Source organism: Pannonibacter sp. SL95, assembly GCF_026672425.1.
Taxonomy (GTDB): domain Bacteria; phylum Pseudomonadota; class Alphaproteobacteria; order Rhizobiales; family Stappiaceae; genus Pannonibacter.
The window spans coordinates 840450-852534 of record NZ_JAPPRC010000004.1 but is presented as its reverse complement, the minus strand read 5'-3'; the positions used below and the strand labels follow the sequence as shown (position 1 = coordinate 852534).

Below are 12085 nucleotides of genomic sequence, written 5' to 3'. Positions count from 1 at the left end.
GCCAGCGTGAACGAGACAAGGGGAGGCAATGCCTCCCGCGCGCGCTCGTGCCCCCACCGCGTCGCGGTAGGGGCAGAGGATCAGGTTCAGACGGCGACCGGGAAATACGTGAAGTCAGAAGCGGTGAGATGTGAGACGCCAACGAGCTGGGCCAGTTCCACGGCCGCGCCTGCCCCCAGCATGCCATCGGCATCGAAGAAGAGTTTCTGCGTCGTCTGGTCGAACACCAGCTCCGCCGCACCATCGCTGCGGCCACCCGTGTAGAGGCCGATGTCGGAGCGGAAGTTCACCAGAGATCCGGCAATGTCATATTCCGGCGACAAGGGCGCGTGGGCAAGCTTCGAGGTAATCGACTGATCGAGGAACAGCTTGTCCTGGCCGATGGTGAAGTCGGTGATCGTATCGACGCCCTGGTTCAGGCCGAGCACGAAACTGTCCTTGCCCTGACCACCCGTCAACGTGTCCGTACCGGTTTCGCCCGTCAGGAAATCATCGCCGCTGCCGCCTTCGAGGGTATCGTTGCCCGTGCCGCCAGCGAGACGGTCGTTGCCGGAACCGCCCTTCAGCACATCATTGCCGGAACCACCAACGAGCCGGTCATTGTCGGCACCGCCATCAAGCTGGTCGTTGCCCGAGCCACCAAACAGTTCGTCATTACCCTTGCCGGTGATGATCGTGTCAGAGCCCGACCCGCCATGGACGACGTCGTCGCCGGCACTGGTCGTGATCTTGTCGTTGCCACCACGGCCGTTGACGAACAGATCGCGGGTGAAGTCGAAGCGCTGGCCGTTGAACTCGATGAACTGGAGCGCCGTGTAGGTGTCTGCGTTGAAGGTCAGGTTTTCAAAGCCGTCACGGAGGGCATCCTCATGCACGATGACGACATTGTCGAAATTGATGCTGGCCAAGGGACTGGTCTGGAGGATCGGGGTCATGATCGGGTTCCTTCGGGTTGGGGGCGACGCTGTTGTTCGCCGATGACCAGACCCTAGCAACGCCCATGCATGGACACCTGTGACGTTGGTCACTGGCCAAACCGGCCGCGCCGCGCCGCTTTCGCTGTCCCGTCAGTCGAGCGCGGAAAGCCGCTCCAGACGCGCGCGATCCAGCACGATGAGCCAGCCCTCCTTGAGGTCAACCACCCCGGCGCGTTGCCACTTGCGCAGGCAGCGGTTCACGTTTTCCCGCGAGCTGCCGATCATGTTGGCGATCTCGGTCTGTGACAGCGACAACCGGGTCAGGGGCCGCGCCGGCGTGCCGGGCGAAGCGACGGTGACGCGCATCAGCATGCGCGCCATGCGCGTTGGCAGGTCGAGGAACGCGATCTCCATCATCCGCTCATCCGAGCGGCGGATCCGTTCGCACAGCAGTTCGATCAGCCGCACGGACAGCCTGGGGCTGCGCTGAAGCAACTCGAACAGGGCCGCGCGCTCCAGCACGACGAGGCTGCAATTGGTCAGCGCCCGCGCATCGGCAGAACGCTCCTTGCCATCGAGAAGCGCGATCTCGCCGAACACATCGGTGGGACCAAGATCAGTCAACGTGACATCGCGGGCGGTGGGCGACAGCATGCTGATGCGCACATGCCCCTCGGCAATGGCCATCATGCTGTGTCCCGGCGCCCCCATGGTGAAGATCACATCCCCGGCGGAATAGCGGCGCATGTGGGCGATGGCCGACAGTTCGCGCCGCCCGTCTTCATCCAGCGCCTGAAAAATGAAGCTCTGGTCCAGCAGCTTCTGCTTCTTCAACGTTTCAAGGTCGGTCATGCGTCTGGCTTTCGCTTGCAACGGGGCGGGGGCGTCGGGTGGGGCAGCTGGCCATGTATCTGGCGGGGACGGGCACAAGGCCCGCACAAGCCAAGGCCCAACGCAGGCTCGACAGCTGCCGGAATTTCATCATAAGGTCGTGAGGTTTGATATTGTTTTTGATCGATGGCTGGAACGCCAAATGGAGTTGATATGCCAAACGGATACTTCACCACACTGATTACTGCCGCAACTTTATTTGTGATCGCCCCACAAACAAGCCATGCCCAGGCCGCCGGCGACTGCGTCAAAACCGAGATGAGCAATCCCGCCCGGGTGGTCTACACCTGCGGCAACGGTCTCGTCATCGAGGCGGAAGCGGCCAGTGAACTGACAATCGAAGCGCCGGCTACCAATGCAAGGCCGACGGCGGTGAGCCTTACCAGCGACGCGGTTCTGGTCGAGCTGCCGACCGGGAGCGGTCCGTTCCAGATCCTGACGCCCCATGCCATCGCCTCGGTGCGTGGCACGATCTATGCGGTCGACGTGGACGGCAGCAAGACATCGGTCTTCGTCGTGCGCGGTGAAGTGGCCGTTGGCGCATCGGCTGGCGCCAGCGCCGGTCCCGTCACCCTCGGGCCTGGCCAGGGTGTCGAAGTGACCCCCGGCGCGGCGCTGGAAGTGAAGCGTTGGCCGGCTGAAAAGGCAGCCCGGCTGCTCGCCCGTTTCGGTCGATGAGATCACGCCTGCCGCTGTGGCTGATGGGCGTCGCGGTTCTCTGCGGCGCGCTTTGGGCCGTGTGGCTGGGACAGGGGCATCTCTCCGGGGTGGCCAGCAGCCTGGACCGGGCCGAGACCATGCTGCTCGACCTCAGGATCCTGACGCATGGGCCGAGAGCGGCGCCGGACGAGGTCGTCATCGTCGCGGTTGACGACGCGACCCTGTCTGTAACCGGGCGCTATCCCGTCGACCGGGCGCAACTGGCGGAGATTGTCGAGGGCATCCGGGATGGCGGTGCGAAGGCGCTTGCCATCGACATGCTGCTGATTGACCAGACAAACCCCGAGGCCGATGACAGGCTGGCCAAGGCGCTCGGGTCCCTGCCGACGGTGATTGCGGCGGCCGGCCGCTTTGCGACCGGGGCACAGGCCGCCTCGTCCGTTCCGCGCACGGTGGATGTGCTGCGGCCATTGCCGCTGTTTGCGCAGTCAGCCGCCGTCGGTCTCGTGAACATTGCGACCGATGCCGGTGGCACGCCGCGGCACATGCCGCTGGTTTTCGCGACGCAGCAGGGCCCGGCTCCTGCGCTCGCCCTGCGCGCCACAGGGCTGTTCACCGGACAGGATCCTTCGCTTGCAAAGGACGGCATCCGGGTCAACGGGATCCTCAAGCCGCTTGATCTCGGCTGGCATCTGCCACTGAACTACTATGGTCAGGCCGGGACAATCAGGACCGTCAGCGCGCGGCCTCTCCTCAAGGCATCCGGAGCGGCGGAAAGCGAACGCCCGAAGCTGGCCGGAAAGCTGGTGTTCCTCGGCGTGACCGCAACTGCGGTCGGGGATCGCTTCAGCACCCCGTTCGATCAGGTGCTGCCGGGCGTCGAAGTCCTGGCAACTGGAACGGCCAACCTGCTGGATGGCTCGGCACTGATCCGATCACCCGAGCTCCGCCAGCTGGATATCGTCGCTGCGGTTGTCCTGGTGGTGCTCGGCGTTGCGGCATTTTCCCTGTTTCCGATGGCGATAGCGTCGATCATCTATCTGCTGCTTCTCGCTGGCTGGCTGGCGTTCGTGACACTGGCCTATTCGAAGGGCTTCTGGTTCAGCGGGGCGCTGCCTCTGGCCGCCAGCCTGCCACCGGTGGCGGCTGTTGCCATCGTGAAGCAGATGTTTGACCGGCACCAGATGCGGCAGCTGCTGGCGGCGCGCGAGGCGCTGGGACGGTTCCAGGCCCCGGCTCTCGCCCGGCGGATCGCGGAAGACCCGGAATTCCTGCGCGAGCCGGTGGAGCTGGACGCAGCGATCCTTTTCATCGACCTGTCCGGCTACACCGGCCTCAGCGAAAGGCTCGGCCCAGGCAAGACACGGGAGTTCCTGAAGGCGTTCCACACGCTGGTCGTGGATGTATCAGGCCGCCACAACGGCCTTGTCCTGAATTTCATGGGCGACGGCGCGATGATCGGCTTTGGCCTGCCCGATGCCCGGCCGGACGACGCGGAAAACGCCATGCGATGCGCTTTTGCCCTGACGCGGGAAGCCCGCGCCTGGTTTTCCGGAACGGGACTGAGCGGGGAGGCAAATACGGTGCGGGTCGGCGCTCACAGCGGGCCTGTCGTGCTGTCACGCCTTGGTCACGAGGACCAGCAGCAGATCACCGTTACAGGCGATTGTGTCAATGTTGCCAGCCGGTTGATGGAAGTCGGCAAGGGCTTTGAGGCCGCGGTTACCGCTTCCGCGACCCTGACCGATGCGGCCCGGCTGACCTTTGCCGAACTGGCGCCGGCCCCACGCATCGAGACGGTTTCGATCCGGGGACGGCAACAGGCGATGGTGGTGGGCCTATGGACGGCGGCGGACATTGCCGCCCTCACCCAGCCGTAACCTGCAAGCTGACACAAGCCAGATTCATACGAATTTCAATATGAATTCATACGATAAATCGTGATTGTGTCTTATATATAATCCATGTCCACTTGGCTCAGGACGCCCTGATCCGCGACGGCTGCCCCGAAAAGAAGGGCGATCGCGGTCGGGCTCCGCCGGGCTGGCAGGCGCGTCGAACGCCAGATGCCCCCGGCCTGCGCTCTGCCTCCGGACGTCCCCCCACCGGGTGTTCGGAGGTCGACGATTTCTGGGAGGACACTTCTTTGCTCATGCGACATCTTTTCGCTGGCTGCGCGCTCATGGCCCTGACCGCGACGTCTTGCCTTGCGGCCGGCGGCGGCTCGAATGCCCCTGCCGTGATCGACATCCGCGATCCCTATCTGCGGCAGTGGCAGGACCTGACCTATGACAAGGCCCCGCCTGCCCCGGTGCCGGGGGTGGATTACGGCATGCAGCCTGACGGCAGCTTCCGCGCGCCGAAGGCAACACCGCTCGGAAGCAGCCCGAATTTCCCCGGCCAGATCGAAGGCTGGGACGACAAGAGCTACAGCAAGAACGTCGAACCGATTGCCTTCTATCCGCATGTCAGCTCCCCGTTCCATGCCTGGGTGGAAGTGGCCGATTTCGACGGCAAGCGGTTCATGTATGTGCACGACCGGGATTATATCCGCGTGCTGGACGTAACCGATCCGGCCAAGGCGACGGTCGTCTACTCCGAAGGCGGGGTGTGGGGCCCGGATGGCTCCAGCGAGAAATGGGATGCGAAAACGGTCCAGAATTACTGGGGCGGACTGACGTTTGCCTGGAGCAAGACGCTCGGCAAGAACGTCGCCGTCGCGTCCTACGAGATCGGGCGCTACGGTCTTCTGGAGAACAAGCGGACCCAGCCGGACCAGGTGGCAGCGCTGCGGAACTACAATTCGCTCAAGGGCTTCAAGGTCTATGAGATGAATGGCCCGCTGCCCAGCGACTGGAAACTGATCGCCACCCGCACGACCGACCGGGTCAATCCGCAGGCCCCGATCGGCGAACAGCAGGGCTCCGGCTCGCTGGATGCGGTGGCCTGGAACGGCGGCAAGTACATGTTCCTGTCCGCCGCGCCGGACGATGCCCATGCGCTCACCGAATATCCGGACTATCTGCATTCCCCCGGCTATCAGGTGTGGGACATGTCGGACCCGGCCGATCCGCAGTTCGTCACGCAGATCACCGTGCCCGGACAGGTGGTCGGGGATGCGGCCAGCGAAGCAGCGTTCCTAATGAACCCGCGCGCGGGCAACCGCACGTCGTGGATGGGTTCACGCATGGCACCGTTCCTGCCGAAGCCGGTGGAAGCCGGCGGCACCATCGCCTTCGGCGCAATGGGCGGCCTCGGGCTCTACAGCTTCGACATCAGCAACCCGGACAAGCCGGCGATCCTCGGCCAGGTGAACACGCTGCCGAGCTTTGCCGGCACCGAGTTCGACAATGCCGATGTGAGCCAGTTTGGCCGTACGGGCTATGTCTTTGCCAATGGCTACCCGATGAACTCGAACTGCTACGAGCCCTACAAGGACATCCTGGTGATCGATGCAAAGGCACCATCGGAGCTGAAGGTGGCGGCGAAGTTCCCGCGGCCGACCCCGCCGGCAGAGGCGGGCTTCAAGGATTATTGCCAGCGCAAGGGCAGCTTCGGCCCGAAGCGGTCCGGCACCAACCAGCCCGGGCACGGCCGCGACGGCCTTGTCGCCTATGCCTTCTACAACGCCGGCCTGCAGCTCTTTGACGTCAGCAATCCGCTGGAACCGAAGATCGCCGGCTACTACGTGCCGCGTTTCCCGACCGAGACCGAGATGCCGGACTACACGTTCGAGAACGGCAGCTTTGCCGCCTTCGTCGAGTATGACCGCAACATCATCTGGCTGTTCTCGGTGAACGGCGTCCACGCCCTGAAGTCGCCGCTGCTGGGTGAACCCAAGTCAGGCCTTGTCGGCGAGATCTGGCCGCCGCGGGCCAAATAAAGATCGCGTGCCGCAGCTCTTAAATGGGCTGCGGCACTGCTCCCATATTTAATGAGGGACATCTCACCCGGCGCGGCGGGCGGCCTTACGCTGCCACCGCGGCATCGAGGCGGGCAAGGCCTGTCTTGAGCGCTGCGATGCAGGTGGGGTCGAAGGCAGATCCGGCCTCCCTGTCGAGGATCGCGAGCGCTTCGGCGATTGGCATCGGGCCGCGATAGGGCCGCGCTGCGGTCAGGGCATCGAACACATCCGCGACCGTCAGGATCCGGGCTTCGAGACAGACTTCGTCGCCTTTCAGGCCGCGCGGATAGCCCTTGCCATCGAGCCGCTCGTGGTGAGCGCCGGCGACCGAGGCAATATCCGCAAAGGCGGACACGCGGGCCAAAATGGTCTCGCTTGCCAGCGGATGCGCACGCACTGCGCTCCATTCGGCATCGTCGAGCTTGCCGGGCTTGTCGAGCACCTGGTTGCTGACGCCCAGCTTGCCGAGATCATGCAGGAGAGCGGCCCGGCGCAGCCAGCGCCGGTGATCGGCGCCCAGCCCAAGCTCTTCGGCGATCAGATCGGTGTACAGCGTGACGCGGTTGGAATGATCGGAGGTGTAGGGGCTCTTAGCGTCGACGACATCCGAAAAGGCTTCGGCGATTTCATCAAGGTAGTCGGCATCCACCGGCTGCGACCGGCGGGCCGGCTCCATCGCAAACACCAGCTCCGGCAGGTCAGTCCGGTTGAGGTCCCGCCAGAATTGCGGATCCTCGCTGGCCTTAGCAAATGCCGCGGCGATGGCAGGGGCAAACCATGATCCCGACCGCGCCTGGATTTCCCGCAAGGCCGCGTCACGGCCCTGTTCCAGCTGAAAGACATCGGCGACCTGCGCCAGAAGGGCAATGGCCGAGGCGACCGGGACCTGATCGCCCTTCAAGCCCAGCGGCTTGCCAGAGCCGTCATGATGCTCGTCGAGACAGCGGATACCGTCCTGGACGGCGGCGGAGAAGCGCATCTTGGCAGCAATGTCAGCACCGCGATGGCACCGCGTCTCGATCAGATCGCGGACGATCTCGCCGCCATTCTGCAGGATATGGACGATGGCCCGGATCCGCTCCGACAGGCCGGATTTCAATCCGGTCTTGCGGAACACAAAGCGCAGGGCAGAGCTGAGCGAGCCATCGATGATCTTGAAATCGCGCTTGAAGCTGATGTCATCGGCCAGATAGAGCTCGCAGATGCGCGCGGCATTGCTGCTGCACCCAAGGTCTTTCAGGAGCAGCGTGTAATAGAGATCGGCCAGAGCGTCCTGCGACAGGCCGAGCTGAGCCCCCACCGCCATGCCGATGTAGCAGCAGCGGATGCAATGTCCCTCCGGCTGGCCTTCCGTCATGTCGAGGGCGTAGCTGAGCGATCCGAGCAGTTCGGCCAGGGCAAAGGTTTGCGGACGCGCCGCGTTGACCTGTTGCAGATAATGACTGTTGACCATGACACCCGCCTTTTGCGGTTGCTTTTACCAAGCGGCCTTTAAAGTCAGGTGAACTGGCGGCCGGGCATGGTGTTTCCTTGCGGCACGTCTGATACAAATCAAGGCATCGCCTGCCGTAAGGGGATAATGGCAGCTGTGGAGGCTACACCATGGACGTCACCCTGTTGCTCGAATACCTGGACGAGGGCCGGCTTGCAGCCCTGTTCGGACTTGTCACCGGACTGACCTTCGGCGTTGCTGCACAAAGGTCTTCATTTTGCCTGCGTGCCGCGACCGTCGAATTCGCCCGCGGGCAACTCGGGCCACGCATGGCGGTCTGGCTCCTGACCTTTTCGGCTGCCCTCATCCTGGTTCAGGGAGCCGAGATGCTGGGCCTGTTCGACAGCGGCGAGGCACGCATGATGGCGGTGACCGGTTCCTGGTCCGGCGCGATCATTGGCGGGTTGTTGTTCGGTGCGGGCATGGTGCTGGCGCGCGGCTGTTCCGGACGCCTGCTGGTTCTGGCCGCAACGGGCAATCTTCGTTCGCTGGTGTCCGGTCTGGTTTTTGCCGTGGTCGCGCAAATGTCGCTGTTTGGACTGCTTGCCCCGCTGCGGCAATGGCTGGCCGGATTGTGGGTAACGCCCGGGGGGCAGAATGTCGATTTGCTGGCAAGCCTGTCCCTGCCCCCCTGGAGCGGACTGGCACTTGGCGGCGTCACGGCCGTCATCGCCTTGCGTATTGCCCGCCAGAACAGTCTCGGCTGGGCCAACCTCCTGTTTGCGCCCATCATCGGCTTTGCCATCGCGCTTGGCTGGGTGCTGACCTATTCGCTGGCACAGGTTTCATTCGAACCGCAAACCGTGACATCTGCGACATTCTCTGGTCCTTCGGCCAATACGCTGATGTTCTTCCTGGAGGATTCCTCTGTCCTGGGGTTCGACGTCGGACTGGTGCCCGGCGTCTTCATCGGGGCCTTCCTGTCCTCGCTCGTCGGGCGGCAGTTCCAGTTCCAGGGCTTCGAGGGCGAGAGCCAGATGCGCCGCTCCCTGACCGGCGCAGCGCTGATGGGCTTTGGCGCGATGCTCGCAGGCGGTTGCGCCATCGGGGCGGGCGTGACGGGTGGCTCGATTTTCGTCGCCACCGCATGGCTGGCGCTGACCGCCATGTGGGTCGGTGCCGTGGTAACCGATGCGCTGGTCGATCAACGTGTGATCCGGCAAGCTGGCGTCGCCGCGCAATAGGCCAGCGTTCCGGCTGACTGCCTGTGGTCAGGCTTGCGGTGCAAAGCGATAGGCGGCCCCGTCCCGGACGACGCGGCCAATCCCGCCCTCCGGAAGATGGAAGCCGATGAGCCGGGTGTTCGCCGAGGCAAGCTGATCCATCAGAGCAAGGCGTGTTTTTGCCGCCAGCGCCGGATCCTGATCCGAGCCGGACAGGCTGCCGGGATAGGCAAAGGCCATGTGATGGTTGCCGATGGCATCACCGACGACCAGTACCGGGCCCTCCGGCGTGTCGATCTCGAAGGCAAGGTGGCCGGGCGTGTGTCCCGGGGTGAGCCGGGCGGTCACGCCATCGACCGGCTTGTCGTCGTTGCCAAGCAGCTTGATGCTGTCGGCGATGACGGCGAGGCGGCGCGCGGCACCAACTGCGAACGTGCTGCGCTCGGCGCCGATGCTGTTCACCGTGTCGGGATTGGTCCAGTAGGCGAATTCCTGTTCGCCCATCAGGAAGCTGGCATTGGGGAACAGCGGCTCATCGAACTCATCGAGTAGCCCCCACAGATGATCGGGATGGCCATGCGTGAACACCACGTGGGTGACGTCCTCGACAGACAGGCCGAGCGTTCCGAGCGCTTCCGGCAGCTTGCCGGCCGTCGACTGGAAGTCCTGCCCGGCTCCGACATCGAACAGAACAGTGTTGGTTCCGTCGCGCAGCAGGGTGACGTTGCAGGGCGGTGCAAGCGTGTCGCCGGCGAGGTCGAACTCTTTCTTGAGCCTTTCAACGTCGGCGGCAGGCAGTTCTGAGAAGATGAAGCCCTGGGGCAGAACCAGATTTCCGTCAGAAACCGTGTCGAGCGTGATGTTGCCTGCCTTCAAGGTCGTGGTCGCCCAAGTTCTCCAGGCGGGCAGCGAAAGGCAGGACGCTGTGGCAGACAGGATGAAGTGGCGGCGGGTCAGCATCTGGAGCTCCAAAAAAGAAACCGGGCACCTTTGCGAGGGTGCCCGGCAGTGGGGAGGAACGGTCAGCCGAACATGTCGGCGGTGATGCCCGCATACCAGCCGAGCGACTCCTCGTAGGTTGCCTTGCGCAGGGCGGCATCCTCGCCGGTCTGGCTGATGAAGCTCGTCACCGAGGCGATCTTTTCCGGTGTCGGCTCGTAGGAGGCACCGACCTTGACGCCATCGTCAGGCGCGATCAGCGACCAGCAGGTGTTGGAGTATTTGGCCGGGAAAACCTTCGAGCCTGTCAGCTCGGCGCGGATGACCATCGATGCGACCTTGGCCTGCGAGTTGGCCGAGAAGCCGGACTTGGGCATGTCGCCCTGGGCCGAACTGTCGCCCAGCACCCAGATGTTCTTGTCCACCTTGGACTGCATCGTCGCGGGATCGACAGGCGCCCAGCCAGCGTCATTGGTGACGCCTGCCACCTTGGCGATGGCGCCGGCCATTTGCGCGGGGATCACGTTGCAGACGTCGACCTTCTGGACTTCACCGTCAACGACGACCTCCATGGTCTTCGGCCGCACCTCGACCTTGTCGCCGCCGAACTCCGGTCCGATCCATTGGACCATGCCGTCATAGTGCTTTGCCCAGCCTTCCTCGAACAGGGCCTGCTTCGAGTACTTGTCCTTGGGGTCCAAGATCAGGATCTTGGCGGTCGGGTTCTTCTGCGACAAGAGATGAGCCACCATGCTGATGCGCTCATAAGGGCCAGGAGGGCAACGATACGGGTTCGGCGGGGCAACCATTGCGAAGGTGCCGCCGGCTGGCATTGCCTCGATCATCTTTTTCAGCAACTGCGTCTGCGGGCCTGCCTTGTAGGCATGCGGCATGACCTCGGCATCGGCAACGCTCCAGCCAGGGACGGCGCCGTCCTTGAAGTCGATCCCGGGCGACAGAACGAGCTTGTCATAGGACAGCACCTTGCCGCCGGCCAGGGTGACGGTGCGGGCGTCTCTGTCGACGGCCATTGCGCGGTCGTTGATGACGGTCACGCCGCCACCCGCCAGCTTGTCGTAGCCATGCTGCAGGCTTTCGAAGTCCCGGAACCCGCCGATATAGAGGTTGGAAAAGAAGCAGGTCGTGTAGATCGGATTGGCTTCGACCAGCGTGACGTCGATGGCGCCCTTGCTGTCCTTCGCGAGATAGCGGGCAGCTGTAGCGCCTCCGGCACCACCGCCGATGATGACAACCTTCGGCTTTGCCTGACCGAACACCATGGGCGCATAGAGCACCCCGGCTGCGGCCACACTCGATGCAAGAAAGCTTCTGCGATTCAGTGTCATGGGCTGTTCCTCCGGAGTTTGTTCCATTCCGGGCGCGGTTTTCTCCGCGCCTCGCCGTGTGCTCAGTCCAGTGCCGCGAAATAGGCTGCCAGCGACGCGATTTCCTCGTCTGTTAGCCGGCTTGCCATCATCTGCATGACCGGATGGGGCCTGAGTTTCTGCTTGTAGGCATGCATCGCGGCCACGAAATCATCCTGTGGCCAGCGGGTGATTGCAGGAATGCCCTGATCCGAGCCATCCCGCTGATGGCAGGTGGTGCATTCCGAAGAAAGGTACTCGCCATAGGCCGGATCGCCCTGGATCGCGAGGATCTTCGGGTCGAGCTCCGGGACCGTAGGCCGGGCCGTTGGCGATGCCTCCGGGATGTTCTGCGGCTTGTCCGACCATTGCCGCAGGAAGGCCATCAACGCCTGACGATCCGCCTGGTCCTTCATGCCGCGATAGCTCATGCGGGTTCCCGACACGAGGCTGCGCGGGTTGGCGAGATACGCGTCCAGGGTTTCCAGGGTCCAGGTCAGACCGTCGCTTCCCATCCGGTGCATGGCCTTGGAATAGCTGAAGTCCGCTATCGTTCCGGCACGCCGGTCGAACACGCCGTTGAGCTGTGGCCCGACCCTGTTGACAGCGCCCTCCCCCAGCTGGTGACAGGCGGCGCAATCCCGCTTGAACAGCTGCTCCCCACGAACCGGATCTCCGATTGTGTCCGCTTGGACGGCCCCGGCCGAAAGGCCGAGAACCATCGCAACCGTGAGGAGAAGGCGCGGCATCATCGC

10 protein-coding genes are annotated in these 12085 nt (G+C 63.9%); 4 read left to right on the top strand and 6 right to left on the bottom strand.

Going from position 1 to position 12085, the window contains the following annotated elements; all coding sequences use genetic code 11:
* Nucleotides 1-86: 86 nt before the first annotated feature.
* Entirely contained in the window at nucleotides 87-935 is an 849-nt protein-coding gene (locus tag OVA12_RS14605; protein ID WP_268138533.1) for a calcium-binding protein, read from the bottom strand.
* A 132-nt stretch (nucleotides 936-1067) separates the two neighbouring features.
* Nucleotides 1068-1769, bottom strand: coding sequence for a Crp/Fnr family transcriptional regulator (locus OVA12_RS14600; protein ID WP_268138531.1), 702 nt, complete (start codon nucleotides 1767-1769; stop codon nucleotides 1068-1070).
* Nucleotides 1770-2066: 297 nt separating this feature from the next.
* Here OVA12_RS14600 and OVA12_RS14595 point away from each other — a divergent pair, with 297 nt between their 5' ends.
* From OVA12_RS14595 to OVA12_RS14585, 3 genes are all read left to right on the top strand, one after another.
* Complete coding sequence (locus OVA12_RS14595; protein ID WP_268138529.1) at nucleotides 2067-2486, top strand: FecR domain-containing protein; 420 nt, start codon at nucleotides 2067-2069, stop codon at nucleotides 2484-2486.
* Complete coding sequence (locus tag OVA12_RS14590; RefSeq protein ID WP_268138527.1) at nucleotides 2483-4348, top strand: CHASE2 domain-containing protein; 1866 nt, start codon at nucleotides 2483-2485, stop codon at nucleotides 4346-4348. The genes OVA12_RS14595 and OVA12_RS14590 overlap by 4 nt, the downstream gene beginning before the upstream one ends.
* Nucleotides 4349-4620: 272 nt before the next feature.
* Nucleotides 4621-6351, top strand: coding sequence for a hypothetical protein (locus tag OVA12_RS14585; protein WP_268138526.1), 1731 nt, complete (start codon nucleotides 4621-4623; stop codon nucleotides 6349-6351).
* Between the two features lie 85 nt (nucleotides 6352-6436).
* Here OVA12_RS14585 and OVA12_RS14580 read toward each other — a convergent pair whose 3' ends face one another.
* Nucleotides 6437-7825, bottom strand: coding sequence for an HD-GYP domain-containing protein (locus OVA12_RS14580; RefSeq protein ID WP_268138524.1), 1389 nt, complete (start codon nucleotides 7823-7825; stop codon nucleotides 6437-6439).
* A gap of 149 nt (nucleotides 7826-7974) precedes the next feature.
* Between OVA12_RS14580 and OVA12_RS14575 the strand changes: the two genes are divergently transcribed.
* Nucleotides 7975-9048 carry a YeeE/YedE family protein gene (locus OVA12_RS14575; protein WP_268138522.1) on the top strand — a complete coding sequence of 358 codons (1074 nt, stop codon included), beginning with the start codon at nucleotides 7975-7977 and terminating at the stop codon, nucleotides 9046-9048.
* Nucleotides 9049-9075: 27 nt separating this feature from the next.
* Here OVA12_RS14575 and OVA12_RS14570 read toward each other — a convergent pair whose 3' ends face one another.
* The 3 genes from OVA12_RS14570 to OVA12_RS14560 all read right to left on the bottom strand — a co-directional run bounded on the left by OVA12_RS14570 (nucleotide 9076) and on the right by OVA12_RS14560 (nucleotide 12079).
* Nucleotides 9076-9987, bottom strand: coding sequence for an MBL fold metallo-hydrolase (locus tag OVA12_RS14570; protein ID WP_268138521.1), 912 nt, complete (start codon nucleotides 9985-9987; stop codon nucleotides 9076-9078).
* A gap of 62 nt (nucleotides 9988-10049) precedes the next feature.
* Nucleotides 10050-11312, bottom strand: a complete 1263-nt coding sequence (locus tag OVA12_RS14565; RefSeq protein ID WP_268138520.1) for an NAD(P)/FAD-dependent oxidoreductase — start codon at nucleotides 11310-11312, stop codon at nucleotides 10050-10052.
* A 62-nt stretch (nucleotides 11313-11374) separates the two neighbouring features.
* A complete protein-coding gene (locus OVA12_RS14560) occupies nucleotides 11375-12079 on the bottom strand; it encodes a c-type cytochrome (RefSeq protein WP_268138519.1) in 705 nt (234 codons plus the stop codon).
* Nucleotides 12080-12085: the final 6 nt, after the last annotated feature.

Bases quoted from the DNA above. Each gene is read 5' to 3' on its own strand.
- OVA12_RS14590 (WP_268138527.1), top strand. From the start codon at position 2,483: ATGAGATCACGCCTGCCGCTGTGGCTGATGGGCGTCGCGGTTCTCTGC.
- OVA12_RS14595 (WP_268138529.1), top strand. From the start codon at position 2,067: ATGAGCAATCCCGCCCGGGTGGTCTACACCTGCGGCAACGGTCTCGTC.
- OVA12_RS14600 (WP_268138531.1), bottom strand. From the start codon at position 1,769: ATGACCGACCTTGAAACGTTGAAGAAGCAGAAGCTGCTGGACCAGAGC.
- OVA12_RS14605 (WP_268138533.1), bottom strand. From the start codon at position 935: ATGACCCCGATCCTCCAGACCAGTCCCTTGGCCAGCATCAATTTCGAC.
- OVA12_RS14560 (WP_268138519.1), bottom strand. From the start codon at position 12,079: ATGCCGCGCCTTCTCCTCACGGTTGCGATGGTTCTCGGCCTTTCGGCC.
- OVA12_RS14585 (WP_268138526.1), top strand. From the start codon at position 4,621: ATGCGACATCTTTTCGCTGGCTGCGCGCTCATGGCCCTGACCGCGACG.
- OVA12_RS14575 (WP_268138522.1), top strand. From the start codon at position 7,975: ATGGACGTCACCCTGTTGCTCGAATACCTGGACGAGGGCCGGCTTGCA.
- OVA12_RS14570 (WP_268138521.1), bottom strand. From the start codon at position 9,987: ATGCTGACCCGCCGCCACTTCATCCTGTCTGCCACAGCGTCCTGCCTT.
- OVA12_RS14565 (WP_268138520.1), bottom strand. From the start codon at position 11,312: ATGACACTGAATCGCAGAAGCTTTCTTGCATCGAGTGTGGCCGCAGCC.
- OVA12_RS14580 (WP_268138524.1), bottom strand. From the start codon at position 7,825: ATGGTCAACAGTCATTATCTGCAACAGGTCAACGCGGCGCGTCCGCAA.